Origin of the sequence: [Acidovorax] ebreus TPSY, assembly GCF_000022305.1 — a bacterium.
Lineage (GTDB): Bacteria > Pseudomonadota > Gammaproteobacteria > Burkholderiales > Burkholderiaceae_C > Diaphorobacter > Diaphorobacter nitroreducens.
Window position 1 is genome coordinate 12,923 of record NC_011992.1, and the last position, 26,056, is coordinate 38,978.

Here is a 26,056-nt window from a genome sequence, read left to right on the forward strand (position 1 = left end):
GTGGCACGCCCCGCAAAGCCGGCCCCGCGCCTGATCTCCCCTTCCATGTCTTCCACAGAGTGGGCCGCCCAGGCCCTGCAATCGTTCGAGGCGGTGGTCCAGTCCACGGCCGGCTTTCGCGTGCGCGAGGGCCAGCGGCGCATGGCCGAGCAGGTGGCCCAGACCTTCAGCCAGGCGCAGCTGGGCAAGCTGGAGGACGACGATGCCCTGCCCCAGCGCGCGATTGCCGTGGTGCAGGCCGGCACGGGCGTGGGCAAGTCGCTGGCCTACAGCGTGCCCGCGATCGCGATGGCGCTGGCGCGCGGTACGCGGGTGCTGATCTCCACCGCCACCGTGGCGCTGCAGGAGCAACTGGTGCACAAGGACCTGCCGGCCCTGGCCGCACGCATGGAGCTACCCTTCCAGTTCGCGCTGGCCAAGGGACGCGGGCGCTATGTGTGCAAGCTCAAGCTGGAGCGCCTGGCCGGCGGCGGCGCGGCCGGCCCGGGCGGTGACGGCGACCTGCCCGACGACGACCTGTTCGCCGACGAGGAGGCCGAGCAGCGCGGCAAGCGCCCGCGCCACGAGTCCGAGGCGCGCATGAAGTTCTACGCCAGCATGGCCGACGCGCTGGCGACCAGCGAATGGGACGGCGACCGCGACACGCTCGCTACGCCGCCCGAGCCCGAGGCCTGGAGTCCCGTGGCGGCCGAGGCCAGTTCCTGCACCGGCAAGCACTGCCCGGTGTTCAACCAGTGCACCTACTACGAGCGGCGCAAGCAGCTCGTGGCCGCGCAGGTCATCGTGGCCAACCACGACCTGCTGCTGTCGTCCCTGGGCGCGCGTCTGCTGCCCGAGCTGGACAACTGCCTGCTGGTGATCGACGAGGCCCACCACCTGCCCGCCACCGCGCTCGACCAGTTCGCCTGCGAGGCCGACCTCTCGCGCCTGACCTGGATCGACCGCCTGGCCAGCCGCGCGCTGCGCATCGGCCAGCTGGTGGAGGTCGAGGAAATTGCCGACATTCCCAACCACGCCGCGCGCCTGCGCGCCGCGCTGCAGGATGCCGCGCGCCTGGTGATGGACGTGTATGGCGAGCAACTGCGTGCGCCCGTGCCGGGGCGCCGCCAGTTCGCATCCAGCCTGCCCACGCGCGCCCGCGTGGCCGGCGGTGTGCTGCCCGAAGCGTTGGTGGAGCCCTTCAGCCAGGCCGCGCACCACGCCGAGGGCTTCCTGAACGCCCTGCGCGCCATTTCCAAGGCCCTGCGCAGCGAAATGCGCGACAAGCCGGACGAGGCGCGGCGCCTATCGCAGCTGTATGCGCAGATCGGCGTGCTGGCGCCGCGGCTGGAGGCCGTGCACGCGGCCGCCCAGTTGCTGCTGCAGGACGCGCCCGAGGGCGCGGTGCCGGCCGCCAAGTGGTTCACGCTGGAGGTCGAGGGCGACTTCATCGTCGTGCGCGCGCATGCCAGCCCCGTGCTGCCGGGCAATACGTTGCGCAACCACCTGTGGTCCGCCGTGCGCGGCGCGGTGCTGACCTCGGCCACGCTCACCAGTTGCGGGCAGTTCGACTTCTTCCTGCGCGAATCGGGCCTGTTCGGCGACGAAGCCGTGACCACGCTGGCCGTGCCCAGCCCGTTCGACTACGCGCTGCAGGGCACGCTGGTGGCCACCGAGACCCGCGCCGAGCCGCGCGATGCGCAGGCCTTCACCGCCGAGATGGTGGACGCGCTGCTGTCCGACCTGGCCCTGGTCGAGGCCGGCGCGCTGGTGCTGTTCACCTCGCGCGAGCAAATGCGCCAGGCCGTGGACATGCTGCCCACCGCCATGCGCAGCGCCGTGCTGGTGCAAAACACCCTGCCCCGCCCACAGCTGCTGGCCCGCCACCGCGAGCGCGTGGCCGAGGGCCTGCCGTCCATCATCTTCGGCATGCAATCCTTCGGCGAGGGGCTGGACCTGCCCGGCAGGCTGTGCGAATCGCTCTTCATCACCAAGCTGCCCTTCGCCCCGCCCGACGACCCCGTGGGCGAGGCCCGCGCCGAATGGCTGCGCGGGGCCGGGCGCGACCCGTTCAGCGAACTGGTGGTGCCGGCCACCGCCATCCGCCTGGCACAGTGGGTGGGTCGCGCCATCCGCACCGAGGAAGACCGCGCCCACGTGTATTGCTACGACAAGCGCCTGGTGCGCACCGGCTACGGCCAGCGGCTGCTGCAGGGCTTGCCGCCGTTCACGCTGGCGCGCCGGGCCGCAGGGTGACCGATTGCTCCTATGGATATAGCTGGTGGCGCTTGCTGGATAAGCGCTGGAGCCCGATTGGACCATTAACCCCTTCCCGCATCGCCTGTCGGGCCGCGTCCCACAGGCGGGCAGGCCCATCGCCGACGCCCGCGCTCTGCCGTGCTGCCTAGAGTGGACTGGACCGATCTCTGAAAGGCCCGCCATGAAGCGCACCAACGACAACTCTGGCGCCACCGACAAGGTGGCCAACGACCACAACCAGCAGGGGCACCAGCCCCCCACGGCCCTGAACCAGGCGCGTCGCACGCCCGACAGCCGCAGCGACCGCACGGACCAGGTGGGCAGCGGCAACCAGGCGCAGTCGCGCCGCGGCAGCAAGAACCAGGGCGGCGCGGGCTGAGCCCGGCCTTCAGGTGCCTGCTTGGCCCCACACCCCACACTTTTGGGGGCGGCGGCGCTTCGTGCGTGGCGACTACGATTACGCACCGGTGCCGGTGGCCCGTGCCTATCGCACGGGGTGCGCGGGGCCGGTTTCCTGCCGTCCCGCATGCCGTCCGCCCCCATCGCCGTCATCGATTTCGAAACCACCGGCATGATGCCTGCCCAGGGTGCACGCGCCACCGAGGTGGCCATCGTGCTCATGGAAGGCGGCCGCGTGGTGGACCGCTACCAGAGCCTGATGCGCACGGGCGTGCGGATTCCGCCCTTCATCACGCAACTCACCGGCATCACGAATGCCATGGTGGAGGCCGCCCCCGATGCCGCCGCAGTGATGCGCGAGGCCGCGCGCTTCGTGGGCGACGCGCCCATGGTGGCCCACAACGCCGCATTCGACCGCAAGTTCTGGCAGGCGGAAATGCAGCACGCCGGGCTCGCCGCGCCCCATCCGTTCGCCTGCACCGTGCTGCTGTCGCGCCGCGTGTACCCCGATGCGCCCAGCCACAGCCTGGGCCGCCTCACGGACCACCTCGGCCTGCCGCGCGCCGGGCGCGCCCACCGCGCGCTGGCCGATGCGGAAATGGCCGCCGCGCTGCTGGCCTGTATGCAGCGTGACCTGTGCCAACGCTTCGGCCTGGCCTGGCCGGACCACGCGCTGCTGATGCAGTTGCAGCGCTGCGCACGCCCTGCCATCGGCAAGCTGCTGCAGCGCCACCGCCAGGCCGCGCCAGCCGAACAGCCGCCAACGGCGTTGCAAATGGGGTAGCTGCCCGCGCCGTTGCCGCGGGCGCGGCAGGGCATTTTTCATCCTTCTCCCATTCATACCGCGCGTCGGATTGCGCGCACATCCAGGCGTGACCGGGGCCGACGCCGCGCACCCCGAGCGCACCCTACAGTGCGTTGCATGCCCGTCCCGGCGCGTGCGTGACGCACCGCGCCGTGGCGTCCACCTACATCCCACGGAGGTTCTCCCATGTCCATGCCCGACGATTCCCCCCACGCCACGCTGTGGAACCGCATCAAGGACATCCGCTTTGCCATGCTCGCCCACCGCGCAGCCGACGGCCGGCTGCATGCCCACCCGCTGACCACGCTGAACAAGGACATCGATGCGCAGTCCCAGCTGTTCTTCTTCATCCCGCGCGGCAGCGAGTTGCACAGCCGCCTGCAGGCCGACAGCCAGGTGCATTTGAGCTACGCCGACCCGGGCGAAGACTGCTACGTGTCGCTGTCGGGCACGGCCGGTTTCATCGAGGACCCCGCGCGCAAGGAAGCACTGTGGACGCCGCTGGCCAAGGCCTGGTTCCCCGACGGTCCCACAGACCCCAATCTGGTGCTGCTGGCCGTCCGCATCGAGCATGCGGAATACTGGGACGTGAAGGACAGCAAGCTCTCCCAGCTCTACCAACTGGCCACCGCCGCGTTGACCGGCGAGCAGCCCAAGCCGCTGGGCGAGCACCGCGAGCTGTCGCTGGACTGACGGCGCGCCCAACCCGCGCGGGGGCACTTTGCGCGAGGAGCGTCTGTCTTGCCAGCGCGCGTTGCTGGAGCGGAGAGCGGGCGCCGCAAGCCGCGGCGTGCCCCGCCACAGGTAGCCCTTAACCCTTAGCTCGTCGCCCGCAAAGAGGCCAACCACAGACCACGTGGCGGCAGTTCCAAGGACCGCCTCCCTCCGCAAGAAGCGAGATTTCAAGAAGCGGACTTTGACAACATTCCCCCCACGGGCGGCGTGCAGCACGGGAGCGCTGCCGTATTCGCGGCGCGCTCGCGTTCGTTAAAACACCGCCCGCACCGCAGGCCGCAGCGCCCCTGCCAGGTCGCGCGCCAGCCGGCCCATATCGCGCACGCCCACGGCGCCCAGGCTGATGCGCACACCCGGCCCGCTGTGCAGCCGCAGCGGCGCGCCCGCCTGCACCGCCCAGCCCGCGGCCGCCAGGGCCTGCACCGCGGCGGCCTCGTCGGGCACGGGCACCCAGGCGTGCAGGCCCTCGCCTTCCAGCCAGGGCGCCGCCACCCCGTGGCCGCGCAGCGCGTCCGCCAGCGCCGCGCGGCGGGCCGCGTACTGGGCCGCGGCATGGCGCCATGAGCCCCGCGCACGCCCCTGCGCCGCCTGCCGCCACAGCTGCGCCACCAGCCCCTGCAACCAGTGGCTGACCCAGCGCGGCCCAAGCGCCTGGTGTGCGCACATGCCCTGCACCAGCGCCGGCGTGCCCGCGGCCAGGGCCACGCGGCAGTCTGCGCCCAACGCCTTGCTCACACTTAGCACATGCAGCCACAGCGGCGGCAGGGCCCCGGCCATCGCCAGGGGGGCGTGGCTCAGCAGGCCCCAATGGTCATCCAGGATCAGCAGCGTGTGCGGATGGGCCCGCAATCGGCGGCGCAGCGCCTTCCAGCGGGCCGCACCCAGGGCCACGCCCGTGGGGTTGTGCGCGCGCGGCGTGACCACCACGGCGCAGCACTGCGCCAACACGCCCGCTGCCGGCACGCACAGCCCCTGCGCGTCCACGGCCAGGGGTACGGGCTGCAGGCGCAGGCTGTGCAGCAGCGCCAGCAGCGGTGGCCAGCCCGGGTCTTCCACCGCCACGCGGTCGCCGGGGCGCGCATGCTGGCGCAGGGCGCGCTCGATCGCATCCAGCGCACCCGAGAAGACCCCCACGGCATCGCCAGGCAGGCCCTGGCTCTCCAGCCAGGGGCGTGCCTGCGACAGCAGCGCCTCCGCAACCGCTTGCGGCGCATGCGGCACCGCTGCCGGCTGCCCCAGCGCGGCGGCCCAGGCCGCGCCGCGGGGACGCGGCAGCAGCGCAGGATCGGGCTGGCCGCAGGCCAGGTCGCGCAGGCCCTCGGGCGGAGCGAACGAAGGGGCAGGGCGGGGCGGCTCGCCCTCTACGCGGGTGCCGCGGCGCCCCGCAGTGACCACGCGGCCCGCGCTGCGCAACCGCGCATAGGCGGCGGCGACGGTGTTGGGATTCACCCCCAGTTCTGCGGCCAGATGGCGCACCGAGGGCAGGGCAGCGCCGCTTGGCAGAGCACCGCGGCGCATGGCATATTCAAGGCTTGCCGCAATGTCTTTGGCATTGCTTCCTTCTACAGACAACGATGGCATGCACACATTGTATTGTTTGTACTAGTACAAATTTTTGTACTGCGCGGCTCAGTCGCTGCAATCGCGCCCTGCACCCTTCGCGCGTGCACCCACGACGAGGCGCCGGGAGAAAAGTGCAAAAAAATGACCCCAAAAAACGTTGCAAAAGTAGGAGAAAGCGCGTTCGGGCGTGGGGTGTTGGCTGCGCCATCGCGCCGCGGCTGCTACGCTTGACCCCCATGCGCGCCTTTGCCCTTCCCGTCCTGACGCTCGCGGCCAGCCTGCTGGTGGTGGGCTGCGGCACCACGCCGCCCACCTCTGCCTCGCGCAACGCCGCCTATTCCCGCCTGTCGCCCGAGCAGTCGAGCGACATCGCCATCCATGCCCTGGGACTGGTGGGCACGCCCTACCGCTACGGTGGCAATACGCCCGACAGCGGCTTTGACTGCAGCGGCCTCATCGGCTACGTGTACACCAGCCGCGCGGGCGTGGCCCCGCCGCGCACGGTGGCCCAGTTGAGCGGCTTCGGCCAATCCATCGACGCGGACGAGCTGCGCACGGGCGACCTGGTGGTGTTCGGCCGCGGCCGGCCCACGCATGCCGGCATTTATGTGGGAGAGGGGCGCTTCGTACATGCGCCGTCCAGCGGCGGCACGGTGCGCCTGGACCACCTGAAGTCGCGCTACTGGTCGCAACAGTTCGCGAGCTTCCGGCGCCCCTGAACTTCCACGGCGCCACTTGCGGCGGCCACAGGCGGTGTTACCTTCCTTCACCGCCACCTGCCGCCGGGGCAGGGCGCCGAACTCCCCGGACAGGCGCTCACGCGGGTAGCGCGACAATCGGGGCACCATGACCCTGACCGAACGCCTCGCATCCCCGCTCACCACCCACGACACCACGCGCATCGACGACCTGCGCATCAAAGCCGTGCGCCCGCTCATCACGCCCGCGCTGCTGCAGGAATGGCAGCCCGCGCCCGAGGCGGCGCAGACGCTGGTGGAAAGCAGCCGCGTGGCCATCTCGCGCGTGCTGCACGGGCAGGACGACCGCCTCATCGTCGTGGTGGGGCCGTGCTCCATCCACGACCATGACCAGGCCATGGAGTACGCGCGCCTGTTGAAGGAGCAGGCGGATGCGTTGGCGCAGGACCTGCTCATCGTGATGCGCGTGTATTTCGAGAAGCCCCGCACCACCGTGGGCTGGAAGGGCTACATCAACGACCCGCACCTGGACGGCAGCTTCGCCATCAACGAAGGCCTGGAGCGCGCCCGCGCATTGCTGCTGGACGTGCTGGCGCTGGGCCTGCCCGTGGGCACAGAGTTCCTGGACCTGCTGTCGCCGCAGTTCATCAGCGACCTGGTGAGCTGGGGCGCCATCGGCGCGCGCACCACCGAAAGCCAGAGCCACCGGCAACTGGCCAGCGGCCTGTCCTGCCCCGTGGGCTTCAAGAACGGCACGGATGGCGGCGTGAAGGTGGCGGCCGACGCCATCCAGGCCGCGCAGGCACCGCATGCCTTCATGGGTATGACCAAGATGGGGCAGGCGGCGATCTTCGAGACGCGCGGCAACCACGACTGCCATGTGATCCTGCGCGGCGGCAAGGCCCCGAACTACGGCGCGGCCGACGTGCAGGCCGCCTGCGAGATGCTGGGGAAGGCCGGCCAGCGCCCGCAGGTGATGATCGACCTGTCGCATGCCAACAGCAGCAAGCAGCACCGCCGCCAGATCGACGTGGCGCAGGACGTGGCCCAGCAGATCGCCGCGGGCGATGCACGCATCACCGGCGTGATGATCGAGAGCCACCTGCAGGAGGGCCGCCAGGACATCGTGGACGGCCAGCCGCTCACACCCGGCGTGTCGGTCACCGACGCTTGCATCAGCTTCGCACAGACCGTGCCGGTACTGCACCAGTTGGCTGCGGCCGTGCGCGAACGCCGCACGCGCGGCTGACACGCTCCGGCGCCGTCGCGGCAGAAAAGAAGGAGGGCGCCCATGTACCATCAGTCACATCCGCCCGCCTTTTGGGCCAGAAGCGTCCGCCATGTTCTTCCAACACCCCGCCGCGCCACCGCCGAGCCCCTTGGCCGGCGCCAGCCTGGGCGGCTCCTGACGCGCGCCATGGCCCGGGCCGCCTCTCGCTCCTCCCCGCAGCGCCATCCCGGCCGCGCGTGGGCATGACACGCAGCGCGCCATGCCTATCAGCGATTCCACTGGAACCCCGTCAGCCCACCCGGCCGAGGCAGGAGGCCCGGCCGCAGCGGTTCAGGCGCACGACGAGGCAGCGGCGCATGCACTCCTGCTGCAGCTCCAGCAACTGATCACAGACCTGCAGCTGCCCCTGGAGCACGTCCTGGCGCAGGCCGCCCAAGCCGCCTGCGCGATCACGGGCGCGGTCGGGGCAATGATCGCGTTGCGCGAAAACGATGCGCTGGCCGTGCGCGCCAGCGTGGGTGCGCCGCCCCTGCCGGCGATCGGCACCCGCGTGCCGCTGGACGCCTGCGCATCCTGGCAGGGCATGGAGCAAGCCGCACGCGCGGGCCTACAGGCAGCCACGGGCGCCCCCGCGCAGGATGTGGGAAGTGCGCAGCCTCCCCACCGGCGGGTCAGCATGCCGCTGGGCAGCGGCGCGCTGCTCGCGGGCCTGCTCCAGGTGAGGGTGCCCCAGGGCGCAGCGCTGGATGCGCAGCATCTGCTGCACCTGCGCATCCTGGCCGAGTCGCTGGGCGCCATGTTGCAGTTGCGGCGCGTGGACGCGCAGCTGCGTGCGTCCGAGCAGCAGTACCGCACGCTCTTTGCCGAACATCCGCAGCCCATGTGGGTCTGCGACCGCGACAGCCTGCGTCTGCTGGCGGTGAACCACGCCATGGTCCGCCACTACGGCCATGCGGAGCAGGAGCTGCTGGGCATGGAGTTGCGCGCGCTCTGGTCCGCGGAGAACCAGGACGCGGCCACCTGCGCACTCGACATGCTGCGCCGCGAGGCCCATGCACCCGGGTCTCCCGCGTCCGCACCACGGCTGTGGCGCCACGCACGCAAGGACGGCGCCGCCCTGGACGTGGAAGTCGTCGTGGGCGACACGGATTTCGGCGGGCGCCCGGCGTGGCAGATGCTGGCCAGCGACGTGACCGAGCGCTGCCGTATCGAGGACGAGCTGGCGCGCGTCAACCGGGCCAAGCGCATGCGCGGCGCTTGCAGCGAGACACTGGTGCGTGCCACCAGCGAGTCCGATCTACTGCACGGCGTGGCCGTGGAGATCGGCGGCTACCGCATGGGCTGGGTGGGCATGGCACGCGACGATGCGCACAGGCGCATCGAGCCCGTGGCGCACGCGGGCGTCGCCCAAGCCCATGACTACACCGAACACCTGCACCTGAGCTGGTCGGTGCAGGAGCCGGGCGGCAACGGCCCGGCAGGCGTGTGCGTGCGCAGCGGCCGCACGGTGATCGTGCACGACGTGCACCACAGCCCGGCTTTCAGTCACCTGGCGGACCGCATGGCCCAGCTGGGCTTTCACGCCGTGGTGTGCCTGCCGCTGCGCAACGCCGAGCGCACCTTCGGCCTGCTGTACCTGTATGCGCCCGAGGTGCTGCACCTGGGGGTGCAGGAGACGCAGTTGCTGGAGGCCATGGCCGCCGACCTCGCGTTCGGCATCGAGAACCTGCGTGCCCGCGCGGAGCAGCAGCGCCTGCAGGCCACGTTGGTCAAGGTGGCCACCGCCGTCTCGGCCGGCGTGGGCGCGGCGTTCTTCGACCATCTGGCGCAGCACATGGCCGAGGCGCTGGGCGCCCAGGTGGCCTGCGTGGGCCGCTTCCTGCCGGCCGCCCCCGGGCAGGCGCGGCGGGCGGTGGCGCTGTCGCACGTGGTCGATGGCGTGACCCAGCCCAATGCCGAATATGTACTGGAAGGCACGCCGAGCGAGCGGCTGCTGACCCAGCGCTCGCTGGTCATCCGCGACCGTGCGCGCGAGCGGTTCCCGCGCGCGCCGGTGCTCGCGCGCACCGGCGCGCGCAGCTACGTGGGCCAGCAGCTCACGGCCAGCGACGGCACGCCCATCGGCATGATCTTCGTGGTGTTCCGCCAGGCGCTGGAGCGCAGCCGCTTCGTCAGCAACACGCTGCAGATCTTCGCCGCGCGCGCGGCCGCGGAACTGCAGCGCCAGACGGACGACCAGCGCATCCGCCAGCAAGCATCGCTGCTGGACAAGGCGCGCGACGCCATCATCGTGCGCGACCTGGAGCACCGCATCACGTTCTGGAACGAGGGCGCAGAGCGCATGTACGGCTGGTCCCGCGAGGAGGTCCTCGGCCGCTCCATCGCCACGCTGCTGTATCAGAACCCGGAGGACTTCCTGCGCGCCACCCAGCACGTGATGCAGCACGGCGTGTGGAGCGGCGAGATCCTGCAGTGCGACCGCGCGGGCCGCACCCTGGAAGCCGAAGGCCGCTGGACGCTGGTGCGCAACGACCGTGGCGAGCCCGAGTCGGTCCTCGCGATCAACGCCGACATCGGCACGCGCAAGCACCAGGAGCGCGAGATCCAGCGCCTGGCCTTCTTCGACCCGCTCACCCACCTGCCCAACCGCGTGCAGCTGCTGGACCGCGTGGACCAGGCCCTGGCCAAGGCGCAGCGCCTGGAGCAGGGCGGGGCGCTGCTGTTCATCGACCTGGACAACTTCAAGACCCTCAACGACACGCTGGGCCATGACCAGGGGGACGAGCTGCTGCAGATCGTGGCGCAGCGGCTGAACACCTGCGTGCGCAGCGCAGACACGGTGGCGCGCCTGGGTGGCGACGAATTCGTGGTGCTGGTGGAGCAGCTCAGTGCGCACAGCGACACGCTGGCGGAGCAGGCGGGCGCCGTGGGCGAGAAGATCCTCGCCGTGCTCAGCGCCCCCTATGCGCTCACCGGGTACCAGTACCGCAGCACGCCCAGCATCGGCATCGCACTGTTCAACCACGCGCCCACCACGGTGGGCGAACTGCTCAAGCAGGCCGACCTGGCGATGTACCAGGCCAAGACCGCGGGACGCAACACGCTGCGCTTTTTCAACCCGAGCATGCAGCATGCCGTGGCCGAGCGTGCCTCGCTCGAGGCGGATCTTCGCAACGCGCTGGCGCAGAAAGAGTTTCTGCTGCACTACCAGCCGCAGATCAATGCGCGGGGCGCGATCGTGGGCGTGGAGGCGTTGCTGCGCTGGGCGCACCCGCGGCGCGGCATGGTGTCGCCCGGGCGGTTCATTCCGCTGGCCGAGGAGACCGGCCTGGTGCTGCCGCTGGGGCACTGGGTGCTGCACACGGCGTGCTCGGTGCTGGCCGATTGGCAGCGGGTGCCGGCGCTGGCGCCGCTGACCATGGCAGTGAACGTGAGCTCGCGCCAGTTCCGCGATGCGGGTTTCGTGGACGACGTGGCGGGCGTGCTGGCCGCCACCGGCGCGCCGGCCGCCCAGCTCAAGCTGGAGCTGACCGAGAGCCTGCTGGTGGAAGACTTGGCCGCCACCATTGCCACCATGGCGGCGCTGCGCGCGCTGGGCGTGGGCTTTTCGCTGGACGACTTCGGCACCGGCTACTCGTCACTGGCCTACCTCAAGCGCATGCCGCTCGGGCAGCTCAAGATCGACCAGAGCTTCGTGCGCGACCTGCTCACGGACCCCAACGACGCGGCCATCGTGCGCACCATCATCGGCCTGGCCGCCAGCCTGGGCCTGGAGGTGATCGCCGAGGGCGTGGAGACCAGCGCGCAGCGCGACTGGCTGGCGCACGCAGGCTGCGCGGTGTACCAGGGTTACTTCTTCAGCCGGCCGCTGCCGCTGGATCTGCTGGAGCAACTGCTGCACGACCACATCGCCGCAGCCCGCACGCCGCCTCTTTAAGCCCAATTGGCCTGTAACGCTTGTCCAGCAAGCGCTAACAGCTATTTAATCGATAGCTTACGCTTCCTCGCTGCGCACGAACGGCTCCAGCCCCTTGACCATGCGCGCGAACTGCGGGCCGATCTCCTGCTCCAGCAGCGCGCGCGGGAACTTGCTGGCCGAGCCGCCCGCGTTGAAGCTGATCACGCGGCCGTCGGGCTGGCGGATGGCGGCGCCCACGCCCGCGATGTCCGTCTGCCAGTCGCGCACCACCACCGTGAAGCCACGCGCCCGCCAGTGGGCACACCCGGTCTCGATGGCCTGGCGCAACTGCGGCCAGCGCTCGCCCTCGGCCTGGCGGATCTCGGCCAGCAGCCGCTCGCGCTCGCGCGGCTCCATCACGGCCAGCAAGGCGTGGCCCATGGCCGTCTCCGCCACCGGAAGGCGCGCCCCCAGGTCCAGCCCCAGCGACAGCGGCGTGCCCGAGCGGCAGTTCTCCACGTACAGCACCGACAGCCCGTTGCGGATGCCCAGCGATACCGAGATGTCGTAGCGGTCCGCGAAGTCCTGCATGTAGGGCCGTGCAATGCGCCGCAGCCGCAGGTTGGACACCATGGTGATGCCCAGTGCCGCCAGGCTGTCGCCCAGCGCGTACTTGCCGCTGTCGCGCGAATGGCGCAGGTAGCCCAGCACGCACAGCGTGTAGGCCAGGCGCACCACCGTTGGCTTGGGCAGGCCGGTGCGCGCGGCGATCTCGGCATTGGTGAGCCATTTTTCGTCCACCTGGAAGCACGCCAGCACGTCCAGCCCCCGGGCCAGCGCGGTCACGAAGCGCCGGCTGTCAGCGCCTTCGTCGAAGTCGATGTTCCGTGTGCGCGCCATTCCCACTCTCCAGGTAAATTTCTCTTAGCGGAATTATTTCATCGCAACTTTTCTGCACCGACTCATGGATTTCCCTAGCGAGAAGGGTTTTTCATCAGGGGGATACTGAAATCACGCCACTTCTCCCGTGCCTCCATGAATTTCGCACAGAGAAACCACGCTACCTGAAGGCCTCCACAGCACACGGCCTGCACAGCGGGTTGATCGCAGCGCCGGAGGCCATTGACCCAAGGACTCCCTCCATGACCCATGCTTTGCTCAACCGCCGCACCCTGTCCCTGCTGCTGGCCGCCGGCTGCGTGGCCGGCCCCGCGCTGGCGCAACCCGAGCGCTTTCCCAGCCGCCCGATCAAGGTGCTGATCGGCTTCACCGCCGGCGGCTCGACCGATGTGCCATTCCGCGTGCTGGCGGAGAACGCCTCCAAGATCCTGGGCCAGCCCGTGATCATCGAGAACAAGCCCGGCGCCGGCGGCGTGCTGCCCGCGCAGATGATGCAGAGCACCCCGGCCGACGGCTACACGCTCGCACAGGTGCCGCTGCCGGTGTTCCGCCTGCCCTACACGCAGAAGATCAACTGGAACCCGGCCACCGACCTGCAATACGTGATCGGCCTGGCGGGCTACGCCTTCGGCCTGGTGGTGCCCGCGGACTCGCCCATCAAGTCCATGCAGGACTACATCGCCTACGCCAAGGACAACCCCGGCAAGCTGAACTACGGCACGCCCGGTGCGCTGACCACGTTGCACCTGACGATGGAGAACATCGCCCTACAGGCCGGCGTGACGCTGAACCACATCCCCTACAAGGGCAACTCCGAGTCGCTGCAGGCCGTGCTGGGCGGGCATGTAATGTCGATTGCCGACACGCCCGGCTGGGCGCCGTACGTGGAGCAGGGCAAGCTGCGCGTGCTGTCGGTCTGGGGGGACAAGCGCTCGGCCCGCTTCCCCAACGTGCCCACGCTCAAGGAAGTGGGCATCAACCTGGTGCAGACCTCGCCGTTCGGCCTGGTGGTGCCCAAGGGCACAGACCCGAAGATCGCCCAGGTGCTGCACGACGCCTTCAAGAAGGCCATGGAGATGCCCAACTACAAGGAGTCCCTGGCGAAGTTCGACATGGACACCTACTACATGGACAGCGCCACCTACAAGCAGTACGCGCTGGACACCATGAAGACCGAAAAGGTCATCATCGAAAAGCTTGGCTTGGCCAAATAACCCGGCTTGTAGGAAAAATGGCTGCTGGCGCTTGATGGGCAAGCGCTGACAGCTATCAATAATGAAGCACACCGGCCGACGGCCTGACCCACGCGGCCATCGCCCCGGTTATTCATGAATGTGTCTATTACTTCATAGTGGTAGTAGTAGAGCCCGCGCCATTTTGTGGACAAGCCGCTTTTTCTGAATGGCGGCGCGTACTTGCGCTACTGCAAAGTCTGTGTCCCGGTACCGGGTCAAGTCCGGCCTGAAATGGGTACAACTGCGCCGGCGGGACGGGTGCTGTGGACAAGGCGCAGATGACCAGCGCCGCATCCCCAGGCTTGTCCACAGGCCGCTCAGAAGTGCAACGCGTAGCGCAGTTGCAGGAAGTTCTCCCCGGGGTTGGGGCTCTTGATGCCGGCGTTGGACACGTGCTGCACGCTCAACATCAGCTCATGCTGGCGCTGTGCGCCGAAATTGCGCCCCAGGCCCAGGTGCGAGGCAAAGTTGAAGCGGGTGCTGAACTCATGGTCCTGCACGCGGTAGCGGTGGCTGGCCACGGTGGCGCCGATGCCGGCCTCCCAGAACCAGAGGGAACGGCCTTCGTCGGGGCGCAGGCGCAGCGTGGGCGCCACGCCCACCACCACGGCGCTGTTGTGCCCGCCGATGCCGTCAAAGGACCAGCGGCTCAGTGAAACATCCCAATGGCCGCGCAGCTCGCCGCCCCACAGCGGGCGGCGCCAGGTGCCCCAGGGCAGGGTGGCGCCGATGGTGATGGCATCCGTCTGGCGCCGCGCCCATTCGCCCTGCACGTAGACCGAAGGGGCGTAGGCCCGGTCCTCTGACGGCTGCGCCAGGGCCGGTGGGGCCGTGAGGCACGCGGCGGCGGCCGCGAGAAAAGGCGCCGGGGAGAGAAGGGCGGTGCGCCGGAAAAAGGCGCTTCGGCGAGCGATGGTAGGCATGGTTGCGAGGTGTTGTTGTTACCTGAATATGTAACCACTGTAGCCCCCCACTGCCCAGCCGCCCTGTAGGCCGGAGCCGCAGCCCGCGGCCGGGCGCAGCGGATGCGCACCCGGCCATGGGCCTGCTTACTGCGGCGTCAGCGGCGCGCCGGGAGCAGCGCCTGCGCCCGGGCCAGGGCCTTGGTGGCGCATGCCGCGACCGTCACCGCGGAAGTCGCCCCGCGCACCGTCCTTGCCCCAGCGCTTGCCCATGGGGTGGTCGCCGCCCCAGTGGCGGTACATGCGCTTGCCTTCGGCGTCGAAGGTCTTTTGCTGCGCCGGCGTCAGCGTGCCATAGAAGGCCTTGACGGCGTCGCCGCGGCGGTCCATCTCGGCCGCGCGCTGGGAGCGCAGCGCGCGCATGCGGTCGATGCGCTCGGGCGTGGTGAGTTGGTCCATGCCCTGCCAATCCAGCCGCGCCTTGCGTGCGTCGGCGTCGGGCTTCATGGACTGCAGGAAGCTGTTCCATGCGGGCTCCTGCTCGGGCGTGAGCTGCAGCTTGCGCTTGAATGCCTCGGCGCGCTGGGCCAAGTACTGCTCGCGCTGCTCGGGCGTCAGGGCGCGCTGGCGCGGACGCTGCTGCGCCTGGGATGCGCCTTGCTCGGTGGCGGCTGGGCCGGGGCCGGGTTGCGCCAGGGTGGGCACAGCCATGCCGGCGAGCACAGCGGCCGCCACGGCAGTGGCAGCCAGGCGCTGGGTGATCTTGAAACGGGCCATGGTGTTTCCTTTCTTGCTTCACACAGGAAGTGATGGGCGCCTGGTGGTCCACCCGAATGGGGGACACTGCACCCTGCGCTTGCAAAGCAGTGTGCGCCGCGTGTGTAACGCGCCCGTGAGCGAATTCTGCGCCTGTGTAAAGTTCTGCTATTCACCCGGCATGCGCCACCATGCCGGCTACAGTCGTTTTATGCCAAAAGTGCCTCCAGCGCTTATCCAATAAGCGCTGGCAGCTATCAAATCAGGACCATTCACCGCCCCGCCCGTCGTGCAGCCCTGGCGCGGGGCCGGCATTTCAAAAGGAATCTCCCCGTGTTCAAGAACATGATCGTGTACCGCATTGCCCCCGAGTGGCAGGTGGAGCTGACCCAGCTGGAGGAAGCGCTGGCCAAGGCGCCCTTCCAGGAGTGCGGCGCCACGCAGGAAAAGTCCAGCGGCTGGGTGCCCCCGCGCGGCGAGGCCCATGGGCTGCTGGCCGAGAGCGTGGGCGGCCACTGGATGCTGCGCTTCCAATGGGAAGCCAAGATGCTCCCGGCCACCGTGCTGGCGCGCAAGGTGAAGGAAAAGGCCGCGCAGATCGAGCAGCAGACCGGCCGCAAGCCCGGCAAGAAGGAAACCAAGGAGCTCAAGGAAGAGGCCAAGCTGGACCTGCTGCCCATGGCCTTCACCAAGCAGGGCGGCACCTGGGTGTGGATCGACCCACAGGCGCACTTGCTGGTGCTGGACACGGGCGCCCAAGGCCGTGCCGACGAGGTGGTGAGCCTGCTGGTGGAGCACCTGCCCGGCCTGTCGCTGGCGCTGCTGGACACGCAGACCAGCCCTCAGGCGGCGATGGCGCTGTGGCTCAAGGAGCAGGAGCCGCCGGCGGGCTTTTCCATCGACCGCGAGTGCGAGCTGAAGGCGCCCGACGAGACCAAGGCCGTGGTGCGCTATGCCCGCCACCCGCTGGACATCGAGGAAGTGCAGGGCCACATCGAGGCGGGCAAGCTGCCCACCAAGCTCGCCATGAGCTGGGACGACCGCGTGAGCTTCGTGCTGACCGAGGGGCTGCAGCTCAAGAAGGTGGCGTTCCTGGACACGGTGTTCGAGGGCCAGGCGCAGGACGAGGGCGGCTTCGATGCCGACGTGGCGATCGCCACGGGCGAGCTGTCGCAGTTGATTCCCGACCTGATCGCGGCGCTGGGCGGCGAGGGGCGCACGAGCCTGGGGGGCGCTGCTGCCGCCCCCGCACCAACCGCCGGGGCCTTGCATGCCGCGGCCAGCGGCCCCGACGACGACGCGCCGTTCTGACGAAAAAAAAGCCCACGCGCCGTTGCCGGTGCATGGGCTTTGGGGCCTGGCTTGAAGGCCGCTGCCGGATCAGGCCCGGTGGCGGGCCAGCACGACGGGTTCCACCGCCCGTTCGGGCTCGGGCAGGAACTCGGCCTCACCATCCAGCACGCGGTGCAGGCGGTCGGCATCCAGCGCGTTTTCCCAGCGCGACACCACCACCGTGGCCACGGCGTTGCCGATGAAGTTGGTGAGCGAGCGGCACTCGCTCATGAAGCGGTCCACGCCCAGGATCAGCGCCATGCCGGCCACCGGCACCTCGGGCACCACGGCCAGGGTGGCGGCCAGGGTGATGAAACCCGCGCCGGTCACGCCGGCCGCGCCCTTGGACGACAGCATCGCCACCAGCAGCAGCGCGATCTGGTGGCCCAGCGTGAGGTGCGTGTCGGTGGCCTGCGCGATGAACAGCGCGGCCAGCGTCATGTAGATGTTGGTGCCGTCCAGGTTGAACGAGTAGCCCGTGGGCACCACCAGGCCCACCACGGATTTGCTGCAGCCGGCCTTCTCCATCTTTTCCATCAGCGAGGGCAGGGCGGACTCGGACGAGGAGGTGCCCAGCACCAGCAGCAGCTCGGCCTTCAGGTAGCGGATCAGCTTGAGCACCGAGAAGCCGCAGGCCCGTGCCACCGCGCCCAGCACCACCAGCACGAACACGGCCGAGGTGATGTAGAAGGTGAGCACCAGCTCGGCCAGGTTCACCAGCGAGCCCAGACCGAACTTGCCGATGGTGAACGCCATGGCGCCGAAGGCGCCGATGGGCGCGGCCTTCATGACGATGTTCACCAGCTTGAACACGGGCTTGGTCAGGCCGTCCAGAAAGTCCAGGATGGGCTTGCCGGCGTCGCCCACCATGGCCAGCGACACGCCGAACAGCACGGCCACCAGCAGCACCTGCAGGATGTTGTCGCCCACGAATGGGCTGATCAGCGTCTTGGGAATGATGTCCAGCGCGAAGCCGGTGAGAGTCATCTCGTGCGACTTGCTCACGTAGCCCTTGACGGCGGTCTGGTCCAGCTCGGCCACGTTGATGTGCATGCCGGTGCCGGGCTGCATCACGTTGGCCACCACCAGGCCCACCACCAGCGCCAGCGTGGAGAAGGTGAGGAAGTACGCCATGGCCTTGCCGAACACGCGGCCCACGGCGCTCAGGTGGCTCATGCTGGCGATGCCGGTGACGATGGTCAGGAAGATCACCGGCGCGATGATCATCTTGATGAGCTTGATGAAGGCATCGCCGAACGGCTTCATCGCCGCGCCGTACTCCGGCTGGAAGTGGCCCAGCAGCACGCCGATGATGATGGCGAACACCACCTGGAAATACAGTTGGCGATAGAACGGAAGCCGCACCGACGGGGCGGGGGCGGCAGAGGAAATGGCATGCATGCGGCGTGTCTCCGGAGGTCGAAAAAAAGACGCGCCAGGGCCGTGCAATGCCGCGCATCTTTGGAAGTCCGCGGTTGTACCCCTGCATCGCCGCCGCGCCGATAACCTATTGGTATTAGACGCCGCGCCCGTCCCGCCCACGGACACCAAACCCAGAGACACTCCGCCCATGCCGCTACGCCGCCGCCGCCCGCTGATCACCGCGCTTGTCGCACTGTTCGTGCTGGCGGGCATGGCCGTGTGCATGCTGCTGGCCAGCCAGTACGCGCAGCGCCGTGCGCTGCACGACGAAAGCCAGGGGGTGCGGCGCCAGCTCACGCTGTACGGCCAGGCGCTGGAGCAGCGCATCGACCGCTTTCGCACCCTGCCGGAGGTGCTGGCGCTGGACGCGCAGCTGAGGGACGCGCTGACCCACCCGCTCACGCCCGCCGAGGTGGACGCGCTCAACCGCAAGCTGGAGCAGGCCAACGGCGCCAGCCATTCGTCCACGCTCACGCTCATCAACCTGCAGGGCCGCGCCATCGCCGCCAGCAACTGGCGCGACACCCCCAACAACGTGGGAGAGGACTACCACTTCCGCCCCTATGTGCAGCAGGCGCTGGCGCAGGGCCACGGGCGGTTCTACGGCATCGGCCTGACCACGGGGGAGGCGGGCTACTTCCTGTCCACGGCGATCCGCGGTGATGACGGGCAGACGCTGGGCCTGGTGGCCATCAAGATCCTGCTGACCGAGCTGGAGCGCGAATGGCGCCAGAGCCCCGACGTGGTGCTGGCCTCGGACGCGCACGGCGTGGTCTTCCTCGCCAGCCGCGACGCCTGGCGCTACCGGCTGCTGGCACCCCTCACGCCCCAGGCGCGCCAGGAGCTGGAAGCCACGCGCCAGTACACCGGCCAACCGCTCGCGCCGCTGGGCCTGCAGGTGGAGCGGCGGGTGGACGAAGGCACGGTGCTGGCACGTGCGCAGGAGCCCCCCTTGCCCGGCCCACTGCTGTGGCACACGCAGGAGCTGGCGGGCGCCGGCTGGCAACTGCACCTGCTGCACCACGCGGACAGCGCCATCGAGGCCCGCCGCTGGGCGGCCGGCGCGGCCGCGGGCCTGTGGCTGGCGCTGGCACTGCTGGTGCTGTTCGTGCGCCAGCGGCAGCGCCTGGCCCTGCTGCGCCAGCGCAGCCGCCAGGAGCTGGAGACCGTGCTGCGCCAGCATGCCCAGGAGCTGCGCACCGCGCAGGACGGCATCGTGCAGGCCGCGCGCGAGGCCGACACCGGCCTGTCGCGCAGCCTGCAGCACCTGCCGCAGGGCGTGGTGGTCATCGACCGCGACCTGAACCTGGTGGCGTGGAACTCGCGTTACGTGGAGCTGTTTCGCTTTCCGCCCGAGCTGATGCGCGTGGGCACGCCGGTGGAGGCGCTGATCCGCCACAACGCGCGCCGCGGCCTGCTGGGCGCCACGCCCACCGAGGACGCCATCCAGCGGCGCCTGCAGCACCTGCGCAGCGGCAAGCCCCACCTGCATGAGAGCGCCAAGAGCGACGGCACGGTGCTGGAGATCCGCGGCAACCCGCTGCCCGACGGCGGCTTCGTGACCAGCTACGCCGACATCACCAGCTACAAGAACGCCGCGCGCGAGCTGCGCTCGCTGGCCGACGCGCTGGAGCTGCGCATTGCCGAACGCACGCGCGATCTGGACGCCGCCCGGCGCGAGGCCGAGGCCGCCAACCGCTACAAGACCCGCTTTGTGGCCGCCGCGGTGCACGACCTGCTGCAGCCGCTGAATGCCGCGCGCATGTTCGCCTCGCTGCTGCGCGGCCACCTGCACGACGCCGCCGGACGCCAGGTGGCCGACAGCATCGACGGCGCGCTGGCCGCGCAGGACGGCATCCTCAACAGCCTGCTGGACATCTCGCGCATGGAATCGGGCCAGTTGGAGGTGCATGTGCGCGACTTCGCGCTCGGCCCGCTGCTGCAGGTGATGCAGCACAACTTCGGCATCATCGCCGCCAGCCGGGGCCTGCGCCTGCGCACCGTGGGCACGCGCTACGCGGTACGCAGCGACGAGGCGCTGCTGCGGCGCATCCTGCAGAACCTGGTGTCCAACGCCATCCGCTACACGCCCCGCGGGCGCGTGCTGATCGGCTGCAGGCGCCGCGGCCGGTACCTGCGCATCGAGGTGCACGACCAGGGCCCCGGCATTCCCGAGAGCCTGCAGCGCGAGATCTTCGAGGAGTTCCGCCGCCTGGGCGAGGGCCACAGCCAGGACGGCGACCGTGGTGCGGGCCTGGGGCTGGCCATCGTCGAGCGCCTGGGCAAGCTGCTGGGGCACGAGATCGGCCTGCGCTCGGAACTGGGGCGCGGCAGCGTGTTCTGGGTGTGCGTGCCGCTGGCCGATGCCGCCGCCGCACCCCGCCCCGCCGCCGCGGGCGCAGCCGCCCCTCCCGAGGGCGACCAGCCCCTGCAGGGCACCACGGCCTGGTACATCGATGACGACGCGCCCAGTTGCGAGGCCACCGGCGCGCTGCTGCGCCGCTGGGGCTGCGAAGTGCCTTTGGCGGGCGGCCCGCAGTCGGCCCTGGACTTGGCCGCGCCCGGCAACGCGCCACAGCTGGTGCTGCTGGACGTGCGCATGGGGCCCTTCCACGGCCCCGACCTGTACGACCGGCTGTGCACCGTGTGGGGCCAGGCACCCTCGGTGGTGCTGGTGACGGCCGAGCGCAGCAGCACCCTGCGCCGCCAGGCGGCCGAGCGCGGCTGGGGCTACCTGCTCAAGCCCGTGCGCCCGTCCGCACTGCGCGCGCTCATCAGCCAGATGATGCTACGGAAACAGTAGCTGCTTGCGCTTGTCAGACAAGCGCTAGAGGCCGATTGGGCTTGAAACTTGTGCCGGCAGGGTACTGCGCTCAGGGCGCGGCTTCTGGCTCCGTCTCCAGGCTCTTCACCAGCACCGCGGCCTGGGTGCGGCTGTAGCACTCCAGCTTTTTCAGGATGGCCGTCACGTGCACCTTGACGGTGTTCTCGGCCAGGCCCAACTCGTGCGCGATCTGCTTGTTGAGCAGGCCATCGGCCAGGCACAGCAGCACGCGGAACTGCTGCGGCGTGAGCTGCGCGAGCTTGGCGGCCAGCGCGGCGTCGGCCTCGGAGCGCTCGGCCGCCATGGGCGGGAACCAGCTGCCGCCGTCCAGCACGGCCCGAATGGCCGCGCCCATGTCCTCGGCCGGGGCCGACTTGGGGATGAACCCCGCCGCGCCGAACTGCTGCGCACGGCGGATCACGCGCGGGTGGTCGTTCGACGAGATCACCACCACCGGCACCTGCGGGTACTCCCCGCGCACGTGCAGCAGGGCCGAGAAGCCCCGCGCGCCGGGCATGGCCAGGTCCAGCAGCACCAGCTCCACCTCGGGGTGGTCCTGCAGCGCCTGGCCCAGCGTGGCAGCGCTGGCGGCCTCCAGCGTCTGCAGCGGCGCAAAGCGCTCGTGCAGCACCTGGATCAGCGCCGCGCGGAACAGCGGGTGGTCGTCGGCAACGAGCAGGGTGGGGGGCGGCATGGGGTGCAGTCTGCCACGGCGCACGGACGGGGCCAGCCGCTACCATCGAGTTCCATGGCACTCAACTGGGTCTGGACGGGGTTTTTCATCGTGGCGTTCGCCACCGCCGTGGTGCGCTGGTTGCTGGGCGAAGCGGGCATCTTCCAGGCCCTGCTGACGGCGCTGTTCGACGGCGCACGCGCGGGCTTCGAGATCTCGCTGGGCCTGGCCGGCATCATGGCGCTGTGGCTGGGCCTGATGCGCGTGGGCGAGCGCGCGGGCATGGTCGAGCTGCTGGCGCGCCTGGCCGGGCCGCTGCTCACGCGGCTGTTTCCCGCCGTGCCCGCCGGCCACCCCGCCCAGGGCGCGATGACCATGAACATCAGCGCCAACCTGCTGGGGCTGGACAACGCGGCCACGCCGCTGGGCCTCAAGGCCATGCAGGAACTGCAGACGCTCAACCGCGAACCGGCGGGCGCGGCCAGCAACGCGCAGATCATGTTCGTGGTGATGAATACGGCGGGGCTGACGCTGATCCCCACGTCCGTCATCGCCATCCGCCAGAGCGTGGCGCTGAAGCAGGGCCTGGGCGCGGGCTTCAACGCCGCCGACATCTTCCTGCCCACGCTGCTGGTCACCTTCGCCTCGCTGCTGGCGGGTGTGCTGGCGGTGGCGCTCTTTCAGCGCCTGCCGATCTGGCGCGCGCGCCTGCTGCTGCCTTTGCTGGCCGTGGGCGGCGTGCTGGCGGCGGCGGTGGCGGGCCTGGCGCAACTGCCCGCAGAGCAAGCCGCCCAGATTGCGGGAGCCACGGGCGCGGGCGTGATCCTGGGGGTGGTGGCGCTGTTCCTGCTGGCTGGGGCCTGGCGCCGCGTGAACGTGTACGACGCCTTCATCGACGGCGCCAAGGAGGGCTTTGGCGTGGCGGTGCAGATCATTCCGTACCTGGTGGCCATCCTGGCGGCCATCGGCGTGTTCCGCGCCGCGGGCTGCATGGATGCGCTGCTGGCGGCCATCGGCGCGGGGGTGGCGGCGCTGGGGTGGAACACCGACTTCCTGCCGGCCCTGCCCGTGGGGCTGATGAAGGTGCTCTCGGGCGCCGGCGCCCGGGGTTTGATGATCGACGTGCTGCAGACGCACGGTGTGAATTCCTTCGTGGGGCGCCTGGCCGCCATCGTGCAGGGCTCCACCGAGACCACCTTCTACGTGCTGGCCGTGTACTTCGGCAGCGTGGGCGTGAAGCACACACGCCACGCACTGGCCTGCGCGCTGGTGGCCGATGCCGTGGGGCTGCTGGCCGCGATCGGTGTGGGCTACACGCTGCTGCGCTGATCGCAACCTTCCCTCTTTCCCCAAAAAGCGCCTGACAAGGCGCTTTTTTTACGCCGAAGCCTCCTCAATCCGGGGCCAAGAAAGGGGTTTTGTGCGGCGCTGCGGTTTGCCACGGGTTGTTCTTTGTAGTTCTTATAAAGAATAGTCGTAGTAGTAGAGGGCGGCCCGGCCTGTGGGCAAGCCGATTTTTGTTTGACAGATCAAGCACTTGCGCTGCGCCAAAGCATGGGGACGGCCGCACGCGCCTGCTGTACCGCAAATGGGGACAAGCCCCAGATGCGCCCCGCACCTGTGCATAACTGGCCAGTTGTGCCAGAACGCTCCGCAGACTTATCCACAAGGCGCCCTTCCGGGGAAGACTGCCGAACAAAAACGGCGCAAGCGAAGGCTGACACATCGTTAGCAGCTCCTTTTTCAGGAGCGATGGAGCCGTGGCACCGCGATACAGGCCACAGCCGCCCCGGGATTGCGGGACAATGCAGGCCCTTTACTGCTTTCCGAGACCTTTCCCTGTGACCGACTCCGCCCTGCTCCCCTTGCCCGACCGCCTGGCCATCGACCCGCGCAGCCCGCACCATGTGGCGGCCGTGTTCCAGCAGGCGGCGGACATCGGCATCCGCTTCAACGGCAAGGAGCGTGTCGACGTGGAGGAGTACTGCGTGAGCGAGGGCTGGATCAAGGTGCCCGCCGGCAAGACACTGGACCGCAAGGGCCGCCCGCTGCTCATCACCCTCAAGGGCAGCGTGGAGGTGTTCTACAAGCCGGAAGCCGCGGCATAAAAAAAGCCACCCGGTCCCGCCGGGTGGCTGGTGGGTGGGTGCCCGCTGGTTCATCGGCCCGGTAGTGGCCGCGCTACCCTTCCCCTCATGATGTCCGACGTACTGCCGTGGATGCGCAGCCTGCGCGCGTCGGTTCAGAAAAGCGCGGGAATCGGGTATGCAGCCCTAGGGTCGGATCCACCCAAGAGCTGCAGGCGGCGTTCTAATCGGCCGTGAGGAAGGTGCGGGATCGTTTAGTTGCTACTCAATCAGGAGCTAGCAACGTTTGATGGACAAGCGCTGAAGGCCTGAACGACTCAAACCCGCTCGAAGATGGCCGCGATGCCTTGGCCGCCGCCGATGCACATGGTCACTAGCGCGTAGCGCCCGCCCGTGCGGTGCAGCTCGGCAATCGCCTTGGTGGTGATGATGGCGCCCGTGGCACCCACGGGGTGGCCCAGCGAAATGCCCGAGCCGTTGGGGTTGACCTTGGCGGGGTCCAGGCCCAGCTCCTGCACCACGGCGCAGGCCTGGGCGGCGAAGGCCTCGTTGGCTTCGATCACATCCATGTCCTGCACCTTCAGGCCGGTGCGCTGCAGCACCTTTTGCGTGGCGGGCACGGGGCCGATGCCCATGTAGGCAGGGTCCACGCCGGCGTGCGCATAGCCCACCAGGCGCGCCAAGGGCTTCACGTTCAGCGCCTGCAGGCGGTCGCCCGCCACCAGCACCACGGCAGCCGCGCCGTCGTTGATGCCCGAGGCGTTGCCGGCCGTGACCGTGCCGCCTTCCTTCTTGAACGCGGGCTTCATGCCGGCCAGCACGTCCAGCGTGGTGGCGGCGCGCACATGTTCGTCTTCCTGGAACAGCACGGTGCCCTTGCGCGTGGCGATTTCCACGGGAACGATCTGTTCCTTGAAGTAGCCGGCGGCGATGGCGGCGGCGGCGCGCTGCTGGCTGGCCAGGGCGAGTTGGTCTTGCATCTCGCGCGAAATTTGGTAGCGCTCGGCCACGTTCTCGGCGGTGATGCCCATGTGCATCTTCTGCCAGGGGTCGTGCAGGATGCCGAGCATGTAGTCGATGCTCTTGCTGTCGCCCATGCGCTGGCCCCAGCGCGCGCCCTGGTCGAAGTAGGGGCCGCGGCTCATGGATTCCGAGCCACCGCCCACGGCCACGTCGCAGTCGCCATAGCCAATGGCCTGCGCCGCGCTGATGATGGCCTGCAGGCCCGAGCCGCACAGCCGGTTGACGTTGAAGGCGGGCGTCTCGATGGGGCAGCCGGCGTCAATCGCCGCCACGCGGCTCAGGTACGCGTCCTTGGTGTCGGTGGGGATCACGTTGCCCATCACCACATGGCCCACGGCGTCGGGCGCGATGCCGGCGCGCGCGATGGCGGCCTTCACGGCGGTGGTGGCGAGCTGGGTGTTGGGCACGTCCTTCAGGCTGCCGCCGAAGGTGCCGATGGCGGTGCGGGCGGTGCTGACGACGAAGACTTCGCGGTGGGTCATGGGGCAGATACGGTGGTTGGAGGTGGATAGGTGACCGTACCGTCCGGGTGGACCTGCGCGGCCGGGGTGAGTGTCGCACTCTCGGTGCGCGCGCCCAGGATGTGGCGCACCGCGCCGCCGGCGGCCAGCACGTGGTCGGTGATGATGCGGCGGTGGCAGCGCCACCACACGGCCTCGGCGCACATGATGGCGCAGGGCTCGCGTGCCGCGGCCGTGCGCAGCGCGGCCAGCGCGGCGCGAAAGGCGGGCTGCAGCGCGTAGTCGGCGTAGTTGTGGAAGCTGCGGTTGTCCCAGTAGCCGTTGGTGGTGGGCGGCACGCCGCGCTGCAGGGGGCGGCGCCCGCCCAGCGCCGGCATGTGGGTGTAGGCGATGCCCTGTGCGGCCAGCGCGCCGGGCAGCCGGTCCTCGTGGAATTGCGGCTGGCGCAGCGAGCGCGGGATGGCGCGCACGTCGATCACCCGTGTCACGCCTTCGCGCTGCAGCAGCGCGATGAAGTCCTGCACCGTCAGCGTGGAGTGCCCGATGGTGTAGAGCGGCGGCGCGGCCATTGCGTGTGCCGCTCAGCGGGCCAGGCGGTGCAGCGCGCTGCCCTTGTGCAGCGCGACATGGTCGGTCTTGTCGCTCTGGATCTCGTACTGCGGCTCTTCGGCGCAGGCGTGGTGGGTGTAGCCCTTCCACTGCAGCGCGCGGGTGTGGACGGCGGTGATGCGCCCGCTGACGCGGCCGGCCTCGGAGTTCCAGCTGACGTGGTCGCCCACCTTGAAAGGGTGTGCCATGGCATGCCTCCCGCAGGGTGTGTCAAGGCGGCCATTGTGGCCCGGCCGGCGGGTTGGTTTGGGGTGTTTTAGGCCTC

General features: G+C 69.7%; 21 protein-coding genes. 12 read left to right on the forward strand and 9 right to left on the reverse strand.

The features are described 5' to 3' along the window. Positions 1-45: 45 nt before the first annotated feature. From dinG to DTPSY_RS00085, 4 genes are all read left to right on the forward strand, one after another. Complete coding sequence (gene dinG, locus DTPSY_RS00070; RefSeq protein WP_012655134.1) at positions 46-2,235, forward strand: ATP-dependent DNA helicase DinG; 2,190 nt, start codon at positions 46-48, stop codon at positions 2,233-2,235. A 184-nt stretch (positions 2,236-2,419) separates the two neighbouring features. Next, positions 2,420-2,617 (forward strand): hypothetical protein, encoded by a 198-nt coding sequence (locus DTPSY_RS00075; RefSeq protein WP_011807233.1) that lies wholly within the window; start codon positions 2,420-2,422, stop codon positions 2,615-2,617. Between the two features lie 147 nt (positions 2,618-2,764). Next, positions 2,765-3,421, forward strand: coding sequence for a 3'-5' exonuclease (locus DTPSY_RS00080; RefSeq protein WP_012655135.1), 657 nt, complete (start codon positions 2,765-2,767; stop codon positions 3,419-3,421). A gap of 207 nt (positions 3,422-3,628) precedes the next feature. Then, positions 3,629-4,135, forward strand: a complete 507-nt coding sequence (locus DTPSY_RS00085) for a pyridoxamine 5'-phosphate oxidase family protein (protein WP_011807235.1) — start codon at positions 3,629-3,631, stop codon at positions 4,133-4,135. A gap of 294 nt (positions 4,136-4,429) precedes the next feature. Here the strand turns inward: DTPSY_RS00085 and DTPSY_RS00090 are convergent, their stop codons facing one another. Further along, a complete protein-coding gene (locus DTPSY_RS00090; RefSeq protein ID WP_012655136.1) occupies positions 4,430-5,758 on the reverse strand; it encodes an aminotransferase class I/II-fold pyridoxal phosphate-dependent enzyme in 1,329 nt (442 codons plus the stop codon). 218 nt (positions 5,759-5,976) lie between these two features. Here DTPSY_RS00090 and DTPSY_RS00095 point away from each other — a divergent pair, with 218 nt between their 5' ends. The 3 genes from DTPSY_RS00095 to DTPSY_RS00105 all read left to right on the forward strand — a co-directional run bounded on the left by DTPSY_RS00095 (position 5,977) and on the right by DTPSY_RS00105 (position 11,606). Beyond that, positions 5,977-6,459, forward strand: a complete 483-nt coding sequence (locus DTPSY_RS00095) for a C40 family peptidase (RefSeq protein WP_012655137.1) — start codon at positions 5,977-5,979, stop codon at positions 6,457-6,459. A 127-nt stretch (positions 6,460-6,586) separates the two neighbouring features. Next, positions 6,587-7,687, forward strand: a complete 1,101-nt coding sequence (locus DTPSY_RS00100; protein WP_012655138.1) for a 3-deoxy-7-phosphoheptulonate synthase — start codon at positions 6,587-6,589, stop codon at positions 7,685-7,687. 241 nt (positions 7,688-7,928) lie between these two features. Then, positions 7,929-11,606 (forward strand): bifunctional diguanylate cyclase/phosphodiesterase, encoded by a 3,678-nt coding sequence (locus DTPSY_RS00105; protein WP_012655139.1) that lies wholly within the window; start codon positions 7,929-7,931, stop codon positions 11,604-11,606. 57 nt (positions 11,607-11,663) lie between these two features. Here the strand turns inward: DTPSY_RS00105 and DTPSY_RS00110 are convergent, their stop codons facing one another. Beyond that, a complete protein-coding gene (locus DTPSY_RS00110) occupies positions 11,664-12,467 on the reverse strand; it encodes an IclR family transcriptional regulator (RefSeq protein WP_012655140.1) in 804 nt (267 codons plus the stop codon). 242 nt (positions 12,468-12,709) lie between these two features. Between DTPSY_RS00110 and DTPSY_RS00115 the strand changes: the two genes are divergently transcribed. Continuing rightward, the gene (locus DTPSY_RS00115) at positions 12,710-13,681 is read left to right on the forward strand and encodes a tripartite tricarboxylate transporter substrate-binding protein (RefSeq protein ID WP_012655141.1); all 972 of its coding nucleotides are present in this window, start codon (positions 12,710-12,712) and stop codon (positions 13,679-13,681) included. A 338-nt stretch (positions 13,682-14,019) separates the two neighbouring features. On the opposite strand, the gene DTPSY_RS00120 is transcribed toward DTPSY_RS00115, so the two are convergent. Then, positions 14,020-14,625, reverse strand: a complete 606-nt coding sequence (locus tag DTPSY_RS00120) for an acyloxyacyl hydrolase (protein WP_012655142.1) — start codon at positions 14,623-14,625, stop codon at positions 14,020-14,022. 126 nt (positions 14,626-14,751) lie between these two features. Beyond that, entirely contained in the window at positions 14,752-15,381 is a 630-nt protein-coding gene (locus tag DTPSY_RS00125; protein WP_012655143.1) for a Spy/CpxP family protein refolding chaperone, read from the reverse strand. Between the two features lie 312 nt (positions 15,382-15,693). Here DTPSY_RS00125 and DTPSY_RS00130 point away from each other — a divergent pair, with 312 nt between their 5' ends. Further along, a complete protein-coding gene (locus DTPSY_RS00130; RefSeq protein WP_012655144.1) occupies positions 15,694-16,671 on the forward strand; it encodes a recombination-associated protein RdgC in 978 nt (325 codons plus the stop codon). 69 nt (positions 16,672-16,740) lie between these two features. On the opposite strand, the gene DTPSY_RS00135 is transcribed toward DTPSY_RS00130, so the two are convergent. Beyond that, entirely contained in the window at positions 16,741-18,093 is a 1,353-nt protein-coding gene (locus DTPSY_RS00135; RefSeq protein WP_012655145.1) for a dicarboxylate/amino acid:cation symporter, read from the reverse strand. Between the two features lie 169 nt (positions 18,094-18,262). Between DTPSY_RS00135 and DTPSY_RS00140 the strand changes: the two genes are divergently transcribed. Beyond that, on the forward strand, positions 18,263-20,917 hold the full coding sequence (locus DTPSY_RS00140; RefSeq protein WP_012655146.1) for a hybrid sensor histidine kinase/response regulator: 2,655 nt from the start codon (positions 18,263-18,265) through the stop codon (positions 20,915-20,917). 70 nt (positions 20,918-20,987) lie between these two features. Here the strand turns inward: DTPSY_RS00140 and DTPSY_RS00145 are convergent, their stop codons facing one another. Next, entirely contained in the window at positions 20,988-21,632 is a 645-nt protein-coding gene (locus DTPSY_RS00145; protein WP_011803483.1) for a LuxR C-terminal-related transcriptional regulator, read from the reverse strand. A 54-nt stretch (positions 21,633-21,686) separates the two neighbouring features. On the opposite strand from DTPSY_RS00145, the gene DTPSY_RS00150 reads away from it, so the two are divergent. Then, positions 21,687-22,940 (forward strand): nucleoside recognition domain-containing protein, encoded by a 1,254-nt coding sequence (locus tag DTPSY_RS00150; RefSeq protein WP_012655147.1) that lies wholly within the window; start codon positions 21,687-21,689, stop codon positions 22,938-22,940. Positions 22,941-23,416: 476 nt separating this feature from the next. Continuing rightward, positions 23,417-23,719 (forward strand): DUF3297 family protein, encoded by a 303-nt coding sequence (locus DTPSY_RS00155; protein ID WP_012655148.1) that lies wholly within the window; start codon positions 23,417-23,419, stop codon positions 23,717-23,719. A gap of 296 nt (positions 23,720-24,015) precedes the next feature. Here the strand turns inward: DTPSY_RS00155 and DTPSY_RS00160 are convergent, their stop codons facing one another. From DTPSY_RS00160 to DTPSY_RS00170, 3 genes are read right to left on the reverse strand one after another with little or no spacing between them, the layout of a single operon-like run. Next, positions 24,016-25,203, reverse strand: coding sequence for an acetyl-CoA C-acyltransferase family protein (locus DTPSY_RS00160; RefSeq protein ID WP_012655149.1), 1,188 nt, complete (start codon positions 25,201-25,203; stop codon positions 24,016-24,018). Then, entirely contained in the window at positions 25,200-25,751 is a 552-nt protein-coding gene (locus DTPSY_RS00165) for a DUF488 domain-containing protein (RefSeq protein ID WP_012655150.1), read from the reverse strand. The genes DTPSY_RS00160 and DTPSY_RS00165 overlap by 4 nt, the downstream gene beginning before the upstream one ends. Positions 25,752-25,763: 12 nt before the next feature. Next, on the reverse strand, positions 25,764-25,979 hold the full coding sequence (locus DTPSY_RS00170; protein ID WP_012655151.1) for a hypervirulence associated TUDOR domain-containing protein: 216 nt from the start codon (positions 25,977-25,979) through the stop codon (positions 25,764-25,766). Between the last annotated feature and the right edge of the window lie 77 nt (positions 25,980-26,056).